At 44.1% G+C, this 20,087-nt stretch carries 16 protein-coding genes; 9 read left to right on the top strand and 7 right to left on the bottom strand.

What is annotated here, in order from left to right; genetic code table 11:
- Position 1: 1 nt before the first annotated feature.
- Positions 2-958 carry a ribonuclease Z gene (locus LW728_RS12560; RefSeq protein WP_287766851.1) on the bottom strand — a complete coding sequence of 319 codons (957 nt, stop codon included), beginning with the start codon at positions 956-958 and terminating at the stop codon, positions 2-4.
- A gap of 688 nt (positions 959-1,646) precedes the next feature.
- Here LW728_RS12560 and LW728_RS12555 point away from each other — a divergent pair.
- Positions 1,647-2,048, top strand: coding sequence for a fasciclin domain-containing protein (locus tag LW728_RS12555; protein WP_002803963.1), 402 nt, complete (start codon positions 1,647-1,649; stop codon positions 2,046-2,048).
- Between the two features lie 850 nt (positions 2,049-2,898).
- On the opposite strand, the gene glgB is transcribed toward LW728_RS12555, so the two are convergent.
- From glgB to psbH, 3 genes are all read right to left on the bottom strand, one after another.
- Positions 2,899-5,178 (bottom strand): 1,4-alpha-glucan branching enzyme, encoded by a 2,280-nt coding sequence (glgB, locus tag LW728_RS12550; RefSeq protein WP_287766849.1) that lies wholly within the window; start codon positions 5,176-5,178, stop codon positions 2,899-2,901.
- 364 nt (positions 5,179-5,542) lie between these two features.
- Entirely contained in the window at positions 5,543-5,791 is a 249-nt protein-coding gene (locus LW728_RS12545; protein WP_002743526.1) for a TatA/E family twin arginine-targeting protein translocase, read from the bottom strand.
- A 104-nt stretch (positions 5,792-5,895) separates the two neighbouring features.
- Positions 5,896-6,090, bottom strand: coding sequence for a photosystem II reaction center phosphoprotein PsbH (gene psbH, locus LW728_RS12540; protein ID WP_002736544.1), 195 nt, complete (start codon positions 6,088-6,090; stop codon positions 5,896-5,898).
- A gap of 564 nt (positions 6,091-6,654) precedes the next feature.
- On the opposite strand from psbH, the gene LW728_RS12535 reads away from it, so the two are divergent.
- The 5 genes from LW728_RS12535 to LW728_RS12515 all read left to right on the top strand — a co-directional run bounded on the left by LW728_RS12535 (position 6,655) and on the right by LW728_RS12515 (position 10,330).
- Positions 6,655-7,254, top strand: a complete 600-nt coding sequence (locus tag LW728_RS12535; RefSeq protein WP_159296817.1) for a superoxide dismutase — start codon at positions 6,655-6,657, stop codon at positions 7,252-7,254.
- A 190-nt stretch (positions 7,255-7,444) separates the two neighbouring features.
- A complete protein-coding gene (locus LW728_RS12530; RefSeq protein WP_287766848.1) occupies positions 7,445-8,239 on the top strand; it encodes an alpha/beta fold hydrolase in 795 nt (264 codons plus the stop codon).
- Positions 8,199-9,095: a tRNA (5-methylaminomethyl-2-thiouridine)(34)-methyltransferase MnmD gene (locus tag LW728_RS12525; RefSeq protein ID WP_287766846.1), complete on the top strand. Its 897-nt coding sequence runs from the start codon at positions 8,199-8,201 to the stop codon at positions 9,093-9,095. Before LW728_RS12530 ends, LW728_RS12525 begins: the two co-directional genes overlap by 41 nt.
- Before the next feature lie 163 nt (positions 9,096-9,258).
- Entirely contained in the window at positions 9,259-9,822 is a 564-nt protein-coding gene (locus tag LW728_RS12520; protein WP_002803970.1) for a helix-turn-helix domain-containing protein, read from the top strand.
- A 295-nt stretch (positions 9,823-10,117) separates the two neighbouring features.
- Positions 10,118-10,330 carry a hypothetical protein gene (locus LW728_RS12515; RefSeq protein WP_287739695.1) on the top strand — a complete coding sequence of 71 codons (213 nt, stop codon included), beginning with the start codon at positions 10,118-10,120 and terminating at the stop codon, positions 10,328-10,330.
- Between the two features lie 49 nt (positions 10,331-10,379).
- Here LW728_RS12515 and LW728_RS12510 read toward each other — a convergent pair whose 3' ends face one another.
- Positions 10,380-12,602 carry a molybdopterin oxidoreductase family protein gene (locus tag LW728_RS12510; protein WP_287766844.1) on the bottom strand — a complete coding sequence of 741 codons (2,223 nt, stop codon included), beginning with the start codon at positions 12,600-12,602 and terminating at the stop codon, positions 10,380-10,382.
- Positions 12,603-12,844: 242 nt separating this feature from the next.
- Between LW728_RS12510 and LW728_RS12505 the strand changes: the two genes are divergently transcribed.
- A complete protein-coding gene (locus LW728_RS12505; RefSeq protein WP_287766842.1) occupies positions 12,845-14,809 on the top strand; it encodes a DNA polymerase III subunit gamma/tau in 1,965 nt (654 codons plus the stop codon).
- An 87-nt stretch (positions 14,810-14,896) separates the two neighbouring features.
- Positions 14,897-15,220: a Grx4 family monothiol glutaredoxin gene (grxD, locus tag LW728_RS12500; RefSeq protein ID WP_002770648.1), complete on the top strand. Its 324-nt coding sequence runs from the start codon at positions 14,897-14,899 to the stop codon at positions 15,218-15,220.
- Positions 15,221-15,787: 567 nt separating this feature from the next.
- On the opposite strand, the gene LW728_RS12495 is transcribed toward grxD, so the two are convergent.
- Together LW728_RS12495 and LW728_RS12490 are read right to left on the bottom strand one after the other, a co-directional pair.
- Positions 15,788-16,705, bottom strand: a complete 918-nt coding sequence (locus tag LW728_RS12495; RefSeq protein ID WP_287766840.1) for a hypothetical protein — start codon at positions 16,703-16,705, stop codon at positions 15,788-15,790.
- A gap of 447 nt (positions 16,706-17,152) precedes the next feature.
- On the bottom strand, positions 17,153-18,892 hold the full coding sequence (locus LW728_RS12490; protein WP_287766855.1) for a mechanosensitive ion channel family protein: 1,740 nt from the start codon (positions 18,890-18,892) through the stop codon (positions 17,153-17,155).
- Positions 18,893-19,074: 182 nt separating this feature from the next.
- Between LW728_RS12490 and lipA the strand changes: the two genes are divergently transcribed.
- The gene (gene lipA / locus LW728_RS12485) at positions 19,075-19,959 is read left to right on the top strand and encodes a lipoyl synthase (protein ID WP_287766839.1); all 885 of its coding nucleotides are present in this window, start codon (positions 19,075-19,077) and stop codon (positions 19,957-19,959) included.
- Positions 19,960-20,087 lie beyond the last annotated feature (128 nt).

The raw sequence follows: 20,087 nt of genomic DNA, 5'->3' as shown, positions 1-20,087 counted from the left end.
ATTATTTAACTCCTAAGGCCATTTCTTGACGGTTGCGAGGGACTTCGTAGGTGAGGAAATCGTAGGCTAATTTAGTGTTAGGAAAAATCGCCCGCGCTTCCTCTAACAGATTGGAAATATCCAGAGAATTACCCGGTAGATAACGGGGACTAAAATGGGTCATTAATAACAATTTTACCCGGGCTGCCAAGGCCACCTGGGCTGCCATCGTCGAAGTGGAATGAACACTTTCAAAGGCTAACCCGGCATCTTGGTGTGCAAAAGTCGCCTCATGAATTAGCACATCTGCATTCTGTGCCAATTTGATCGAGCCTTCACAGAAAATAGTATCAGTACAATAGGCAATTTTACGGCCGATTTCCGTTTCCCCGCAGAGGGACTGACCGCGAATTTTTCTGCCATCGGGGAGGGTGACAGTTTCCCCTTTTTTCAGCTTGCCGTAAATTGGTCCGGGGGGAATACCTAAAGCGTTGGCTTTTTCCACATCAAAACGTCCAGGACGGTCTTTTTCGGCGATGCGATAACCGTGGGCGGGAATACGATGTTTTAATAGCTGACAGGAGACGGTAAATTCTTCATCTTCGTAGAGTATGCCGGGGGAAACGGGATGGACACGCACCCGATTGGCTAAATTAGTATAGGAATACTTAGCACAAGCACGCAGATAGTCCCCTAGTCCGGGTGGTCCGTAGATATCAATATCCTGAGCAGAACCGGCTAATCCGATACTGGCTAACAGTCCCATTAAACCAAAGATATGATCGCCGTGCATATGGGTGATAAAAATGCGTCGAATTTGGGAACTTTTTAGGTCGCTACGCAGTAACTGGTGTTGAGTTCCTTCTCCACAGTCAAACAGCCATATTTCCGCCCGTTGCGGCAAACGAAGGGCGATACTAGAGACATTGCGGGAACGAGTGGGAACCCCAGAACTGGTTCCTAAAAAAGTAATCTCCACAGGATAGCTGTCAGGATAGAGGATTCTTTTTCTAGTCTAGGCTGTTTTTATCGATTTCTCGATCGAATTGCTGCTTTTCTGTATTTCTTGACTTGGAAACAGGAAATCCCCTGATTTTGACCTAACTCTGCAATAATTACTGGCAGCCAGAAATACACCAGCGTCTTCATCATACTTTGTGCTTTTTGTCAAAAAAACTTTTTTTTTGCAATAAAACTACACAAAAAAAAGATCATCGTTATGCGTGAAATTGACTAATTTACCCGTCTTAATTAGGATTACCTTGTAGATGTGGCAAGGGTTTCAACCATTGCTGCCCAAAAAAGCACAGAATAACCCATTATGAAATTCAGCAAAATCGCTGTAACCATGATAACATCGTTGTTAAATAAAAATCTTTCTCAATTAATTCTTAAGAATTTGTAAATATTGCGGAATGTTAATTTAAATATTCTCAAGTTTGTGGAGTCAATAAATAATTTTTGCTTATCTTTGGCCAACATGGGGTTAGAAGTCAGTTATCAGTTATCAGTTATCAGTTCACTGAGAAAACACCCCACACCCCACTTCCCCAATTCATAATTCATAATTCATAATTCCCACACCCTACTTATCTAGAACGATCTTTGGGACAAGATTAAGTTTAAAATCTGAAATAGATGATTTTTTTGAGGATCGAGTCAAGTTTATGGCAGATATTGTCGATATTGCGGTCAGTGCCGATAATTTTAAAACTCTAGTGACGGCGGTACAAGCCGCTAATCTTGTGGATGCCCTAAAAAGTCCCGGCCCCTTCACGGTTTTTGCCCCCACCGACGAAGCTTTTGCCAAATTGCCCCCCGGGACGATTACAACCCTAGTGCAGAATATCCCCCAATTAACCCGAATTCTCACCTATCACGTCGTTGCGGGCAAATATATGCAGGAAGATTTGGCAAAATTGGCTGTAGTGACTTCTCTAGAGGGTTCACCGATTCCCATCGATTGTAGCGAAGGTTTTGAGGTGAAAAATGCCACGGTGGTGGCGGGTAATATCGAGGCGGATAATGGTGTGATCCACGTCATCGATACGGTGATCCTGATGGGTTAGTTTTTGACCGGCTTTTCCCCGGGCTGCATCCAGGGCAAATCTGTATTATTTAGTAACCAAATATACAGAAACTTTTGCTTGTTTATGGCTACGATGATCAACGGAGGAAAATGCCCACTTTCTGGACTTTCTTGTCCGCACCTGTTCAGACCATCTAATGGCTTTGCTACCATAAATATTAACGAAAAAGTAAGGAAATATTAAGGGAGATGAAAAATGGTTAACCAGTTTCTCCCCCTGATTAATTTTCGCCTTAGAATGCCGGTTTATCCACGTCGGTCAATATTCCTTTGAGAATGATCGTTTACCAGAAAGTTTTGTTCATATCGGTAGTCTCGCGGAATTAGCTCACCAACGACAAAAATATATTCTTAGCCATCTCGACAGTAATGGTAACGTGGAAGAACTCGCTCAAGAATGGGTGCAAACACTGCTCGCTAATCTAACAACTTAATAGTTTCTGGAAAATTCAGCCAAAAAAGAGGCCACTTTCCGCAAGATGACCTCTAAAATTTTTTGTTAGGGGTTATCAGTTATCAGTTATCAGTTATCAGTTACCAGTTATCAGTTACCAGTTCAGTAATAGGACAAAATTAACTTCTTGGTTAGGATAGGCACTCATGCAAGAGGTAGTTAGATATAGTCATTTCAGATAAGTCTGATACACTCTAGACCGGTTAAACCATTATGAACTCTGGCATTGATATTCTCAATCTTAATTGAAATGACTATATGTGTAGTTAATTGTGTCTAGCTGCTTACCAGTAAACAGTTACCATGTTCACTGATAACTGATAACTGTTTACTGGACGGCTACGCCGTGCCTTTGGCAACACTGAAAAAAGCTGCCCTATTCCCCAGAAGCATGAGGATCGATTTTGAGAACTAAAACCCCTAAAGGTGGTAAACAGAGATCGATCGAGTAGGGACGGCTATGATAGGACCATTCCTCCGACCATTTACCGCCGAGGTTGCCCATATTACTACCGCCATATTTACCCGCATCGCTGTTAAAGATTTCCTGATAAAAACCGGGATGGGGTACACCAACGCGATAATGGCTGTGGGGTTGGGGAGTAAAATTACAGACCACCACCACAAACTCCTGCCAATTTTTGCTCCAGCGCAGGAAAGAAACGACACTATGACTATTATCACTACAGTCGATCCACTCAAAGCCATCCTGACCAAAATCCTGGGTATATAAAGCAGGTTCACTCTTATAGGTGGCGTTCAAATCTGAGAAAAAGCGTTTTAGCTGTTGATGGGGTTCATGCTGCAAAAGACCCCACTCCAAATCACCCCAAACATTCCACTCACTCCACTGACCAAATTCCATGCTCATAAACATGGTTTTCTTGCCGGGGTGGGTAAACATATAACTAAATAATGCCCGGACATTGGCAAATTTTTGCCACTCATCCCCCGGCATTTTGCCAATCATATTACTTTTGCCGTGAACCACTTCATCGTGGGACAAAGCCAGCATATAATTCTCGCTGTGGTTATACCACATACTAAAAGTGACATTATTTTGATGGAATTGACGGAACCAAGGATCCATGCCGAAATAATCGAGCATATCGTGCATCCAGCCCATATTCCACTTCAAATTAAAGCCTAAACCGCCCATATAGGTGGGCCAAGACACCATCGGCCAAGCGGTGGATTCTTCGGCAATAGAGAGAATTCCGGGGAAATAGCTAAAAATTACATGATTGACTTGACGCAGGAATTCAGCGGCCTCTAAATTTTCCCGGCCACCGTACTCGTTAGCCACCCATTCCCCATCTTTACGACAATAATCGAGATAGAGCATAGAAGCCACCGCATCCACGCGAATACCGTCAATATGGTACTTATCGAACCAAAAAAGGGCATTAGCCACCAGGAAATTTCTGACTTCGTTGCGACCGTAGTTAAAAATTAAGGTTCCCCATTCCTTGTGTTCCCCTTTGCGCGGGTCGCCGTGTTCATAAAGATGAGTCCCGTCAAAGAAAGCTAACCCGTGGCCATCTTTGGGGAAGTGACCGGGGACCCAATCCACTAGCACACCAAGGCCATTTTGGTGACATTGATCGATAAAATACATAAAATCTTCAGGATTGCCGTAGCGACTGGTGGGGGCAAAATAACCCGTCACTTGATAACCCCAAGAACCATCAAAAGGATGCTCGGCGATCGGTAATAATTCGATATGGGTGTAACCTAATTCTTTAACGTAGGGAATCAGTTTTTCGGCTAACTCGTAATAACTCAAAAAGCGCGCCCCGGTGTTCCATTCCGACACGGGAACCGCTTCCCCGGACCCGGCAAGTAAACGGGGGGGTTCGGCACTAGAAGTGTGCAGCCAAGAACCGAGGTGTAATTCGTAGACGGAAACCGGTTGAGTTAAAGGATCGCTATGGCGGCGTTTTTCCATCCAATCGCTATCATTCCAAGTATAGCTATCTAAATTAGCCACAATCGAGGCGGTTTTCGGGCGTACTTCTTGGGCAAAACCGTAGGGATCAGATTTTTCGTAAATATGACCTTCCCAATTTTTGATCTCGTATTTATATTTAGTGCCAACACCGATTTCCGGGATAAACAATTCCCAGACCATATTATTACGTTTCCGCATTTGGTGATCACGACCATCCCAGTTATTGAAATCACCAATAATCGAGACGTTGCGGGCATTAGGGGCCCAAACTGCGAAATAAACCCCTTTAATACCCTCGATTTCAGCTAAATGCGCCCCTAATTTTTCATAAATGCGGTGATGGTTGCCCTCCCCAAACAGATGTAAATCAAAATCGCTCAGTTTGGCAGAACGGAAGGCATAGGAATCATAGATGACCCGTTCCTGTTCCCCCTCGTGAATGCGTAATTGATAATTGTTCAGTTCACCGATATCGATGACGCACTCGAAAAAATGGGGGTGATAAGCGGTCGTCATGGGATATTCTTGTCTTTGGGACGGTAAAATAACCCAAGCGGCCGTGGTTTTCGGTAAATAGGCTCTGACAACCCATTTATTTACTTTTCCTTCTTCTTCTAGGGGATGGGCCCCCAAAACCTCAAAGGGATCGTGATGGAGGTTGTTGACGATTTGATGGACTTGTTCGGGGGATACCACTATAGACATTCATTTACCACTCTTGACATCTACAATACTTATAGCAAGGAAATAGTCATTTTTTCCCTGCCTTCTGGGAATTCTCAAACTAATGATGTATTCTGCCTACTTAGGGTCTGCTGAAAAAGTTTTTCGTGGGGGTAGGGTGTGGGGTGTGGGGTGTGGGGTGTGGGGAAGTGGGAAGAATAAATAAAATAATCTCCTGACGACCTACGACCGACGACCGACGACCGACTCCTGACCCTAACAACAATTTTTGATTTTTACAAGAGGTCTATGGTAAAACTGCCAATTTAATCCGGCTCTGGTCATTCTCGATGTTAATCTAGCGGATAGCCTCGAATTTGACCTACTCTACATCTCTACACAGTTCTTAACTGGAACGAGTTTGATCCCTAGGAGATTGACTTTCTTCTAATTCAGCTTTGATTTTTACCGAGTCTTCAATCTGCTGGGCCTCTCGCTTAAATTCACTTTCAAATTCCTTGGATGCTTCTTGAAATCCTCGAATCGTTTTGCCTAAACTGCGACCGATTTCTGGTAATTTTTTCGGTCCGAAAACTAGCAGGGCAATCAAGAGAATTAACCCCATTTCTGGTAATCCAATCCCAAAAATATTCATTTTTCTGCTCCTAATAAAAAAATCGCGGTGGGCAATAACCCACCTGCCAAAGTCCGCGGGACAATTCTGCGGCCAAAAATGCCGACAAGATTGTTGGAATCTGCTTACTGACCCCAATCTACATTAAATCCTTCTAAAATTAGGGAGGAGTTGTAGATCTGTAAAATAATCAGCAAAAAGACTAAAAACAGAGCCATAAACACTCCCATCAGCAAGGTAGTTCCCCAACCGGGAGAAACTTTACCATATTCTGAGTTGAGGGGACGAAGGATTTCACCTAAGCGTGTACGCTGTGCCATAAGTTACCAAGAAAGATCTGTAAATGATAATTTTGTATTGATCCGTAATTTGACGAAGTGCCAACCGGTCAACCCAGTGAGATAAAATCTACTGCTGTTTCCAGTGGAGCTTTTTTGGTCTAATTCCGAACGGAATCGTTTTTCGCCTGCCCTGCCACGCCCACAAGAATCTGCAAGCGCCTACAGTATGGGAATTATTTTAACATTGTTTGGTGATCTTCTCAGGATTTAGGAGACGGTCAATAGGGGTTGGGGTGATTTTTCAGTAATCAGTTATCAGTCAGGGGTTGGGGTGATGGGGGAGAAGGGAGAGGGGAGGATTTTTCAGTAATCAGTTATCAGTTATCAGTTATCAGTGAGGGGTTGGGGTTGAGGTGATGGGGGAGAAGGGAGAGGGGAGAAAAAAGCTGATCGATCAGTGATCACTGATCAAGTCTCCTTCGGTGCTATGATCGAGGATGTAAAGTTTTATTGCAACGGTATTCGTCTTGGTTAAGCTGAATACTGACAAAAGGTTAACAACACTACCTTAAACAAGCTCTCAAGAGAGGATACAGAGAACACATGGCTTACACACTTCCCCCTTTACCCTACGATTACACTGCCTTAGAGCCTTGCATCACCAAAAGTACCCTAGAATTCCACCACGACAAGCACCACGCCGCTTATGTCAATAACTATAACGGTTTGGTCAAAGATACGGAACTCGATACTCTCTCTTTAGAAGAAGTTATCGTTAAGGTTGCCGGTGATGCCTCTAAAGCTGGGGTTTTCAACAATGCCGCCCAAGCATGGAATCATAGTTTTTATTGGGACTGCATGAAACCGGGTGGTGGCGGTGCGCCTACCGGTGCTTTAGCCGATAAAATTAACGCAGATTTCGGTAGTTTCGAGAAATTTGTCGAAGCTTTCAAAACCGCCGGCGCTACTCAATTCGGTAGCGGTTGGGCTTGGTTGGTTCTCGATAACGGTACTCTCAAAGTTACCAAAACCGGCAACGCTGACAATCCTTTAACCGCCGGACAGGTTCCCCTCCTAACTATGGATGTGTGGGAACACGCTTATTATCTCGACTACCAAAATCGTCGTCCCGATTACATCAGCGACTTTTTAACCAAGTTGGTTAATTGGGATTTCGTGGCTGCTAATTTAGCGGCGGCCTAAAAATTTGGCTCAGTTAATTCAGTTATCAGTTATCAGTTATCAGCTATCAGGGGTTGGGGAGCAGAGAAAAACCATCCATAGGTTGGGGGTTAATACTACTCTTAAAATTGGCAAATCTCTCTAATATTAATTATCCTTAAAATAGATAACTAAAAAAAACTTTTTTAACATCGAGCGCGCTTCTCGCACCATGGAACAACCTGTCAGTTGGATTATTCCCCGTCATCCCCGTCCCGATTATCCCCTGTTTGTATTTTTACCTGGAATGGATGGCAGCGGTCAACTGTACCATCGTCAGATTAACAACCTTGCTCCTTACTTCGATCTGCGTTGTTTGGCGATTTCCCCGCAATATCTCGGCGATTGGGAGGAATTAAGCGATTGCGTGATTGCTTTATTGGCACAGGAATTAAAGGGACAATCGAGAAAAGTCTATCTCTGCGGTGAGTCTTTTGGTGGCTGTTTAGCCTTGAAAATAGCGACAAAATCAGCAAAATTAATTAAAAAACTGATTTTAATTAACCCTGCTTCTTCTTTTAATCAAAGACCTCTTTTAAGCTTGGGAATCGGTATCACCCAGATAATGCCCGATTTCATCCACGGCAGCTCGGCCCTGACTATTTTACCCTTTCTGGCCGCTCTCGGTCGAATATCCCGGGAAGATCGCCGCTCTCTCCTCAAAGCCATGCAATACGTCCCACCGAAGACGATTAGCTGGCGTTTATCCCAGTTACAACGGTTTCAGGTTAGTGCCAGCGAGTTAAAAGCTCTGCAATTGGAGGTGTTATTGATAGCCAGTCAAGGCGACCGACTGTTACCATCGGTAGCGGAGGCTAAACGCCTAATTCAGCAGTTACCCGCCGCAAAATTAACGATTCTGCCCAATAGTGGTCACGCTTGCCTGCTGGAAACCGATATTCATCTCAAAGACATTCTCCATCACCATGCTTGTCTCCCCCGAAGTCTACCCGCAAAAAGTCACTGAGGATGGTTCTTCTACCTTTTTTTCGACCGAATTCGGCGAATGTTATCATTCTACCTCCGGGGCAAGGGAAGAAGCCGAGAAAAAATTTATCCTCTCTAGTCGTCTGGCAGCAAAAGCAGACCAGAGCAATAATCTGAAAATTCTTGACATTTGTTACGGCTTAGGGTATAATGCCGCCGCGGCCTTGGCGGCCATTTGGCAAGTTAGGGGGGATTGTCGGGTAGAATTATTAGCTTTGGAAAGCGATCGAGTGGTTCCCCTAGCAGCTATTAGAGAAAAGCTCTTAAATAGTTGGAGTCAACCAATTCCCGAATATTTAAGCGATTTTGCCCATAATCACCGGCTAGACTTGCCTAATCTCACCGCTAAACTGTTAATCGGGGATGCGCGACAGACGATAACCAAGGTGATTGACGCGGGTTTTCAAGCAGAGGCAATTTTTCTCGATCCCTTTTCCCCGGGTAAATGTCCGCAACTGTGGACGGTGGAGTTTTTAGCTTTAGTGGCCAAATGCCTGAGTCCGACGGGTTATTTAGTCACCTATTCCTGTGCTGCCTCGGTGCGAAGGGCTTTACAATTAGCAGGATTGCAGATTGGGGCCACCGATAGCGTCGGGCGGCGATCGCCAGGGACAATAGCCAGTTTTTTGTCCTTACCCCCATCTCTATCGGCACAGGAATGGGAACATCTGCAAACTAAGGCCGCTATTCCCTATCGAGACGCGACTTTAAGCGACCCAGCCGAAGTGATTATACAACGTCGTCGCAGCGAACAGGCACTCTGTGACTTAGAACCGACTAGCCACTGGAAAAAACGTTGGCAAAGATCGGTTAGTTCGATCGCAATCTCGGAATGAGAATATGTAGTTAGGGTTGGCTGAATATCAGTGAAAACCTTGCTAGAAAACGGTTTAGGGACTTTTTTTTCAGGAAAAGTGCCAGAAACAAACGTTGAGAAATCGAAATAGGGACACATACTAAATCCTGTTATAATAAAACGAGTAAAGACGAGGAGATAAAATGCCCAAGAAAGCTTACTTAGCCGAACATCTAAGTTCAGAGGAACTGAAAGATAGATACAGAAGCAGTCAAGACTCAGTGGAAACAAGAAGATGGCACTTATTGTGGAAAATATCGTTAGGATGGACAATCAAAAATGCGGCAGTAGCTGTGGGGTTAGATTATCAGTATAGTTTTAGAATTCTCAAAAGATATAATGAATTAGGAGAAGAAGGAGTTAAAAATCTCAAGAAAAAAAGTGCGGAACATCGGAGAGGAAAAGAACCTTTATTGAAGGAAGAACAATTTCAAAAATTAAAAGAAGAACTGAAAGAACGTCCTGCGGATGGAGGAATCTGGACAGGTCCGAAGGTAGCCCGATGGATAGAAAAGGAAACGGGACGAGAAAAAGTTTGGAATCAAAGGGGATGGGATTACTTAAAAAAGTCGAGATATTCTTGTCAAAAACCCAGGAGAAAACATAAAAAGGTAGACCCAGTTGAACAAGAAAAATTTCAGCAAAATTTAACAGTAAAAGTCCAAGAATTAAGAGATAAATTTCCCAATTCTCAGGGAGAAGTCTGATTCTTTGACGAACATCGAGTTGGCTTAAAACCAATCATTAGAAAAGTCTGGGTACCAATAGAAGAAAAGCCTTCTGCCCTAGTGCATCATCGTTATGAATGATTATATGTTTAGGGATTTGTTGAGCCGAAAACAGGGAAAACACTCTGGTATTTAATCCCAAGAGTTAATCATCAATGGTTAAGTTTAGTCTATCAATCTTTTGCACAAGATGTCGGGTTATCGGCAGAAAAAATTGTCCTATTAGTACAAGATAATGCCCAGTGGCATAGAAGTCAAAAACTTGAAGTTCCCGATGGAATCATGCTCGATTTTCTACTTTGCTTATTCACCAGAACTACAGCCAGCCGAGAGATTGTGGTCTCTAGTAGATGAACCTCTGGTTAATGAGTATTTTGAAACGATTGAAGAAAGGTCAGAAATTCTGATAACTCGTTGTCAGTATCTCGAAACAATCACTAATGAAATTAAAAACTTGACTAACTATCATTGGCTAACTTATGGCTGATTGTTATCAACTTTTCAAAACAGGATTTAGGATCAAAACCCTTATTTGATTAGGGAGTTGCCAGAAATTGACCGGGAGATAATTCGGCATTAACTAAAAACTTCAACGGGATCAATTTGACGGCACAAGCTTTTAATTCTGGTTGCAGGGAAATCGGACAAGCGGCCGGATGGGTGAGACTATTGGCCTCAGAATTTTCTGCCCATAGGGCCCCCCAGTGCATCGGCACAAAGACACAATTAGGAGCAATTGCTTTGGTAATTAAAGCCGGAAAACGGGCAGAACCGCGACGAGAACGCACCTCCAACCATTCTCCAGCTTCTATGCCCAATTTTGCCGCATCTTGGGGATGAATTTCCAGAAAAGGTGCGGGGTGCATTTTGACAATTTTCTCGATGCGGCCGGTGCGGGTTTGGGTGTGCCAGTGACCGTACAAACGCCCCACGGTCAACACTAGGGGATAATCATCGTCCGGGGGTTCCGCTAGACCTTTACTGTGGTAGGCGGCGAAAACAGCACGACCATCGGCAGTATTAAATTTACCATCGGTATAAAGGCGTTTTGCGGCTGTTTTTTCGCTTTTATCGTGATCTTTAACTAAATTCCCCAGTAATTCCCCGGAATTAGCGGTTTTAGGAGCGGAAATTTCATCGATGGAATCGGGCCACGGTCGGGGAGTCTCGGCCAGGCGATCATAATTAATCGCCGTCATATCACAAGGACGTTTATATGTCAAGCGGGCAAACTCGGAATATACCTCGGCCGAATCCTGAAAATTAAATTGTGCCTGAAACCCCAAACGGCGACCAACTTCGGCAAAAATTTGCCAGTCGGCCCTAGCTTGACCAACGGGAGGACGAAAAGCCTTATTTAACGTCACCATACGCTCAGAATTGGTCATTGTTCCCGTTTTTTCGCCCCATTGGGCTGCTGGCAGTAATAAATGGGCATAGGCGCTGGTTTCCGTGGGATAGTAGGCATCCTGATGGATAGTAAAAGGTGATTTTAACAGGGCCGCCTTGGTGCGTTTTAGATCAGGCATACTAACAGCCGGATTAGTGGCGGCAATCCAGAGAAGTTTGACATCTCCCGTCTCCAAACCAGTAATCATACTCCAAGCATCGCGACCGGGGACGGGAGAAATCCGACCAGCAGGTAAACCCCAAGCTTGTTCCACTTCGGCCCGGTGTTGGGGATTTTTGACGGAACGATAACCGGGGAGAAGATGGCAGAGGCCGCCAGCTTCCCGTCCTCCCATGGCGTTGGGTTGTCCCGTTAGGGAAAAAGGACCGGCCCCGGGCTTACCGATATTAGCCGTCATTAAGTGTAAATTGACTAAAGTGCGGGCTTTGGCCGTGCCTTCGCTGGATTGATTGATACCCATCGACCAAAGGGAAAGCACTCTTTTCGATTCGGCCCAGTAGCGGGCAGCCTGTTCTAAATCGTCGATGGGGATGCCGCATTTATGCGCGACGATTTCGGGGGGATAATGGCGGATAATTTCGGCGTATTTGGGGAAATCTCGGGTACATTTATCGATAAAATAGGTATCGATCGCACCCCAATTCATTAACAGGTGAGCAATACCGTTAAATAGGTCAATATCAGTCCCCGGGTTAATGGCGAGGTGGAGATTAGCGGCCTCGGCGGTTTTTGTCCTGCGGGGATCAACGACGATTAATTTCGCTTCTTTGTTACCTTTGAGATACTTGTGCAGACGGTTAAAGATGATGGGGTGACATTCGGCCGTATTTGTCCCCACCAGAAAGGCACAATCGGTCAATTCTAGGTCATCGTAACAGCAGGGGGGACCGTCGGACCCGAAACTGTCCCGATAAGCGGCCACGGCCGAAGACATACAAAGACGGGAATTAGCATCAAAGTTATTGACTCCCAGACAGCCCTTGACCAGTTTTTGGGCGATGTAGTAATCTTCGGTGTGAAATTGTCCCGAACCGTATAGACAGATACTTTCCTTTTCCCCCTGAGCGATTAGAGTTTGAATGCGGTTAACGATGCGATCAAGGGCTTCTTCCCAGGTACAAGGACGGAATTGCTCTTGGAGAGAATCGCGGATCATCGGGGTTTTGAGGCGATTTTTATCGATTGATTCCGCTACGGTAGCCCCTTTAACACAGATCATACCTTGACTGGAGGGGTGGGACTTGTCCCCGAAGACTTTCCATGCTTGTCCGGCCGACGCGGGGGGGGTGACTGTCAAACCACAACCTACTCCACAGTAAGGACATTGGGTTTTTGTAGATTCAGTCATAAGCAGTTGGTCTGATTGGTGGCGCTGTCTTTAGGCATACTAAGATAGTCGTCAGGTTTTCTCGGCGAAATTGTAGTTATTAATACAATTTATTAGATGCCTTAGCAAAATTGCCATTTTCGTGATGCAAATCGCGCATTAAACCTGTCTAGATCAAAAGCATACACTTGTTCTCGTGTTGAAAAAGAATCGGGATAGGATAATAGTAGTCTCTAGGGTGCGGAAAAAGTTTTCAGCCAGTCATGACCTACGAACCTCTACATCATAAGTATCGTCCCCAAACCTTTGCCGATTTGGTGGGACAATCAGCGATCGCCACGACCTTGAGTAATGCCTTAATCAGTGAGCGAATCGCTCCTGCATACCTATTTACCGGACCCAGAGGCACGGGGAAAACCTCCTCGGCGCGAATTTTAGCCAAATCCCTCAACTGTCTGTCTAGTGACCATCCGACACCGATTCCCTGCGGTAAGTGTTCCGTCTGTCAAGCGATCGCCAATGGTTCCGCTTTAGACGTGATCGAAATTGATGCCGCTAGTAATACCGGTGTGGATAACATTCGGGAAATTATCGAGCGATCGCAATTTGCCCCCGTCCAATGTCGTTATAAAGTCTATGTCATCGATGAATGCCATATGCTCAGTACGGCGGCCTTTAATGCTTTGCTGAAAACTCTAGAAGAACCGCCAGATCGAGTGATTTTTGTGCTTGCTACCACTGATCCTCAGCGTGTCTTGCCTACCATCATCTCCCGTTGTCAACGCTTTGATTATCGCCGTATTGCTCTCGATGCCATGGTGGCACACCTACAAAAAATCGCCCAAATAGAAGCGATCGATATTAACCTAGAAGCATTAACCCTAGTGGCTCAGATCGCTAACGGTGGTTTACGCGATGCCGAAAGTCTCCTCGATCAATTAAGTTTACTCGCAGGAACGATTACGGCCGAGCGAGTCTGGGATTTGGTCGGTGCAGTCCCCGAAAGAGACCTCTTAACCCTACTTAAAGTCATTCATGGCAATATTCCCGATCAAGTTATCGAACAATGTCGCCATCTGATGAATCGCGGGAAGGAACCTTTAATCGTCTTGCAAAATCTAGCGGGATTCTATTTAAACCTACTTTTAGCCAAAACTGCCCCTAATCGTCCAGAAATGGTGGCTGTCACCGCTCCCACTTGGCAGGAATTATGTACGGAAGCGCGTACTTGGTCTTTAGAGGAAATTCTCCGCGGTCAACAACTGCTTAAAGACAGCGAAACGCAACTAAAAAACACCACTCAACCCCGTCTCTGGTTAGAAGTCACTCTATTAGGACTGTTACCGCAAGCACAGGTGATTCCTCTAGTTGCCACGGTAGCGCCTTCCCGTCCCCAAACCAGCGTCGAGAGGCCCCCTGAAGTGATCACAGCACCAGCGCCGGTTAATGAACCGATAAAACCGCCAGTTATCACCCCGACAACTAGCGTCGCAGTGCCGAAAACTGAGGTTAAAACTGTTGCCAGTGATGACAATCATGAACAAATTTGGCGGCAGGTTTTAGAAGTAATGGAACCCCCCACTACTCGCACTCTCTTGCGTCAGCACGGCAGTCTTTTTAATATGGAAGAATCGAGTGCTTATTTAAGCATATCTTCGGAACAATTATTAAAAATGGCCCGGCTACGATTGACTAATATTGAGTCAGCTTTCGAGGCAGTTTTTCAGCGCCGGATTAAAGTTCATTTACAGGTAGGTTCCGCTACTGCTGCCATGGCTGCGGAAGTTTCCCAATCCCCGGCGGCTAGGATACAACCACCACCAGAAACCGCACCAAACCCACCAATAACTCCCGAAAATAAAGTTATGACTGTGGTGGATATTCCCCCGATCAAAGAAGCAATTATCGAGAAAAAAGAAGCAAAGATCACCGCAGCCAGAAACCCAAAAACTCCTAGCACAGAACTGCCACAAAAAATCTTAAATTTTGATTCATCTTTAGAGACATTAGATCAAGATGTAGATGTTAGCGAAATTTTGGCGGCTGCTCAAAAGTTAGCGAAATCTTTTGATGGTGAAGTGGTCAATATGGGTTATTCACTGCCGGAAAATTCGGCCGCAGAAACTAAAGTTAATAAGTCTGTGGAAAATATGACTATCGTGCGCGGGAGACCTGATGTTAACGAAATTTTAGACAGTTTGGAGGAGGACGAAGACCTGCCTTTTTAAAGCTATCTCAACGGCTTGTGCTAAACTGATAAGATATGCCACGTCTCAGGATTGGCTATTCTTGCTCAAATTCTAGCTACTAGACCTATGACACCCGAAACTAAGGACAGAATCGATCAATTAGTTCAGAATAACAAAGTTCTTGTGTTCATGAAGGGCAATAAATTAATGCCTCAGTGTGGTTTCTCGAATAACGTCATACAAATTCTCAATATTCTGGGGGTTTCCTACGAAACTGTCGATATTCTGCAAGATCAGGAGTTAAGACAAGGAGTTAAGGAGTATTCCAATTGGCCGACTATTCCCCAAGTCTATATCAACGGTGAGTTTATTGGTGGTTCCGACATTATGATCGAACTCTATCAAAATGGGGAACTACAACAAATAGTCGAGGTAGCCTTAGCTTCCTAAAAATTTTCTAGGTTAGGTTAGCTATCCTAACCTAGTCCAAACCTACCAAACAGTAATCAGTGATCAGTGATCAGTGAAAAGACGGCAATTTTCTACTTAAGACTGTTGGGTACATCTCAGTTTTGTAGAAATATCTATATGACATTTTTGTCCGACGCAGTTCGATAAACTCACTGACCACGATCTTGGTGTCAACTTAAGCAAGAGGCTTAATTATAAAGAGTACCTGATAATCCAAAAGGAAGATAGTAAAAAACGGTAAAATAACGAAAAGAAATCAGAGGTGAGTCGGTGAAAACGCGCTCTAAGCAACGACCTAGAAAAAAGGGGAATCCCGAATTACGCTGTCAATTTCAGTCGCCAGCCTTGCACATTCGGATATTCTCGACGCTGTGTGATAATCAGTGCTTATCATTCGTAGGAGTCTTGCTAGGCAAGGCTTTGAAGACTATATTTACGAAAAATTATCCCTATTCTTCTTCTTTCCACACAGAAACAAGAAGAGCCGTTTTTTTACGGTTACTTCCAAGTACCTTCGTACACGACCAAATGAGGGCGGCAGTCAGTTTATGGAGTTGATGGAGTTGGAGGGAAATAAACCCAAATCTCAATCTTCCCATTAGGAGCATCCCAGTCCAGTAATTCTAGTAGATCCGATTCTAGTAGGTCTTTAGGTAAATTTATGTTTTTATTATTATTCACATAACTTTGAGTGAGTTCCTCTAGATTTTTAGCTCGTTCTCTATCCCCAGCATGAAAATATTTGATCCTACTGATTGGCTGATCATTCTTTAAAGAATATGTATTTTGAACATCTTCTTTTTTAATCGGATGTAAATCAATTGTGTAATTTTTACCTAGATATTGCTTAAATTTACTCACTTCTTCCTCGTTCTCGTTATAGTAAATAACAACACCAAAATCAAAATTTTTAGTTATTTGTTCAACAATTTTCTCTCTAGGATCGTTGTTCTTTTTGTAGCCTTCTTGAAGTTTTCTAAGCTCTTTAATAATCCCATTAGCTTGATTCGGATCCCTTTCGCCAATAATCATAAGAGCCGTAAAAGTATCTTGAAACTCTGGTGTTTGTCCTATAAATTCTTGATCTGTATTCGAAGGTTTAGACATTAACTCTTTAAATCTTGATCTATAAATTTGCGTTGCTATCTCAGCAATCATCTGCTTAGAGCTTTCATCATTGTCAGCTATCGTCCGATTCAAAGCAATTAAAGCGATATCTTTTTTTAATTTAGGGCTTTGTAAATCTCCAATCAATTTTTGAATTAATTCCGCCGTTTGAATGTTGGTTTTAAATCCTTCTAATTGAATCTCAATATTTTTGGTTTTCTGTTGCAGCTGAGAAGTCTGATATACTATAAACCCATTGAAAATGGCAATAATCATTAAAACAAATGTCGATAAAGACGAGACACCTATACTTATTTTATCTAAGCTATCTTTAGGCTCATTATTCTTGTCAGACATAGTTAACTCCTTCCTTGTGTACTCACTTAAATATTCACACCACACCCCGCATCACCTGCACCAATTCCCCCACTACCTAATCCTGCTTACTCCTTGCCTCAACCAGTTGGCCATTCCCTGACTGCCTGACACATCTCAGTGAAGTCTGGGTCAATCGGGGGTGGCAAGTCAAAGAGCAAATGCGAGAAAACCAAATCCGTTCGTAGAAATATTATCGGGCTAGGTTAGAGACAAAGTAAGGCTGAGGAGCTTTGGGAAACAGAGGAATAGGGGCAAAAAGTTCTCATCCTTTAGATAGAACACCCCGAATCCAACACAACTCGATTCTAACCCACTTTCCCAGAAACATTGAATCTCCTAACAAAACTTTACATTTAAGGACATAACAACCCCAAAACGCCATTTTTCAATAGGTTATCACCATAAGTTAGAGAGAGTCACTCCCCTTTAAAACTGTCCTTTGAATTGTTCTTTATCTTGTGCTATCAGGAAACTTTGTTGGGGGATACCGATGTGAATTCCCTTCTCCTCAAAAGCAATCTTGAGACGACGACGATACTCTCTTTCTATGTCCCATTGTCGTAATCTTTTGACGACAATTCTGAGCATAATTTCCATTCCTGTGTGAGAAACCCGACTAACACCAGCAACCTGCACGGGATTGATGATATCTTCTTGCCATTGTGGATCTACAGCCATATTTTCAGCGATGGCTGCCATTAAAGAGATCGCCAGATCTGGCTCGGTCTGATAGGCGACTTCGATGGTAAAATCGACCCGCGCCCAATCTTTACTGAGGTTGTGTGCGCTAATAATTTGGTTATGGGCAATAGTGATTAAACGTCCATCAGCAGCCCGCAATTGAGTCGCTCGCAAACTCATATTTTCCACCAAACCGATAAACTCCTGAAACTGGATCATATCACCGACAGTGTATTGGTCTTCAAAGATAATTAGAAAACCGTTAATCCAATCTTTTAAAAGATCCTGAAAGGCAAAGGTGAGCAATGCTCCCACTAAACCGGCTCCCGTGAGTAAAAAGGCGAAAGAAAGACCCATCCAGGCCAAAAAACCAAAAATTCCCAGAAAAATAGCGATAAATGTGATAATTTCTCGCCAAACCTCCAATAAAGTGGGAGCGCGCAGAATCCTCCTTTCCAAATTTTCGGAAAACACCGCTCCTTCCTCTACCCACTCGCGTAGCCGAAAATTAACGTAGAGATTAACCATATTGCTCACTGATGTCATCAGCAACCAGATGATAAAAATCTGTAAAGGAATACGGATTATTCCGCGTCCTTCTAGCCTAGTTTCAGGAAATACATACAAAATCGCCGCTATTCCGCCAAACCAAAGCAGTATCAGTCCAATGAAAGCTAGTCTTTTCCAGAGAATATTTAGCGTTAGTTGTCGCTGAATATCAGCCTGTTGACGGAAATTAGAGGAATCTCCTAGAGCGGCTAAAATCGGCTCTTGGGAGCGATCTTTTCTGGGGGGGGAATTTATGGGTAAATTTTGATCGGATTGCCTTTTAGCTTGTTTTTTGAGGAGATTAAAGCGATTTCTTAGGTGTTTCTGCCACCAAATTGATACCCAGCTTAAGAAAGTTAGCCCCAAAATAATTATAGTGGCAGTCATTACCTGTTGCCGACGAGGGGCGGGCTGACGTTCTTGCCAAGCTTGGAGCAAAGCTGTTTGGATGATTTTAACCCATCTGTCCGCTAAATCGTCAACCGAAGAAGAATCGATCAGGGCATCAACTTCTGTTACTGTCAGAATTACCTGTTGCGGTAACTTCTGGTTATCCTTGGCCACAATCACGGTTAAATTATTGAGAGTCGCCGTACTTACTTGCAGGGTTGTCGGATCGAAACCCCGATTGATAATATTATTTAAGCCCCTCTCAATGCGCCTAGCCCGTCTTTCTACCGGGGAGAGTTCCCGGGACTCAGAAGCGGTAAAATCTTGGGAGGCAATCTGAAATAAGGCAAATCCATCTAGATGCACGGAAGCATATTCTATATCCCCGGCTACAAAAATCCTTGTACCCGTGGGAGATACAAATGGAACCAGAAAATTTTGGCCTAGGGATGGCTGGGGATTAAGAACAAAAATACTAACCAAGAGGCAACCCGCCAATCCTTGAATGACCAGATTGAAAATTTTTCCCCGTTGCCGTCGTCCCATTGCCCAAGTTTCCTTTTTGATTAACAATGATCTTGACTCGCTTTCTCAGCTTATGGCAGTTATCTTAATGGTGAGATCAAAAGTTTTCGTTTTGGGGAGTCGGTCGTGCCTCTCCCTTGTCCCCTCTCCCCAGTGATAACTGATAACTGGAATCCCCAACCCCCAACATTAGTTAACTTCTCATGTCCAATATACCCCCACAGTGGCGCGAGGAAATAACCTCTTTACCTCCTTGGTTACGGCGTTCACTCGGCAAATCTAGCGAAATTTCCACGGTTCAGCGCATTATCAAACAAAGGAACATTCATACTATCTGCGAGGAGGGTCGCTGTCCCAATCGCGGCGAATGTTATGCCCAAGGTACGGCGACTTTTTTGTTGATGGGTCCCACCTGTACCCGGTCCTGTGCTTTTTGTCAAGTGGATAAGGGTCATGCACCCATGCCTCTCGATGTGGAGGAACCGCAAAAAGTGGCGGAAGCGGTGCAATTGTTAAATTTAAGTTACGTTGTCTTGACTTCTGTAGCCAGAGATGATATGGAAGACGGCGGAGCCAGTTGGTTCGTGCGGACGATGACAGCCATTCGCGAACTCAATCCCCACACTTTAATTGAGGTGTTAACCCCGGATTTTGCTGGAGGTAAGGGAAGTCAACAGGAACGGGTGGCGACGGTGGTAGGGGCAAAACCTGCCTGTTACAATCACAATATCGAGACGGTGCGCCGTTTGCAAGGACCGGTTAGACGTGGGGCTAAATACGATCGCTCTTTGGCGGTTTTGCGTTATGTTAAGGAAATCGATCGATCGATTCCGACGAAATCTGGCCTAATGGTCGGTCACGGTGAGACAAAAGAGGAAATTATCGAGACTTTGGCAGATTTACGCGCGATCGACTGCGATCGAGTTACTATTGGTCAATATATGCGTCCTTCTCTGGAACATTTGCTCGTACAGAAATATTGGACTCCCGCAGAATTTAGCGAGTTGGGAGAAATTGCCCAAAAAATGGGTTTTTCCCAAGTTAGATCTGGACCTCTAGTCCGCAGTTCCTATCATGCGGGAGAGTAAATCAGTGATCAGTTATCAGTTATCAGTTATCAGATGTAAGTTTTAAGTTAATTTTTGTAAATCTACCAAGTTGGGATTTTTACGGGGAAACTCTCGGCTAAAATTGGGCGTTACTTTCGATTTTATCA

Origin of the sequence: Microcystis sp. 49638_E5, assembly GCF_021300285.1 — a bacterium.
Taxonomy (GTDB): Bacteria; Cyanobacteriota; Cyanobacteriia; order Cyanobacteriales; family Microcystaceae; genus Microcystis; species Microcystis aeruginosa_C.
The sequence above is the reverse complement of the archived record's forward strand: the minus strand, read 5'-3'. Positions and strand labels throughout refer to the sequence as shown.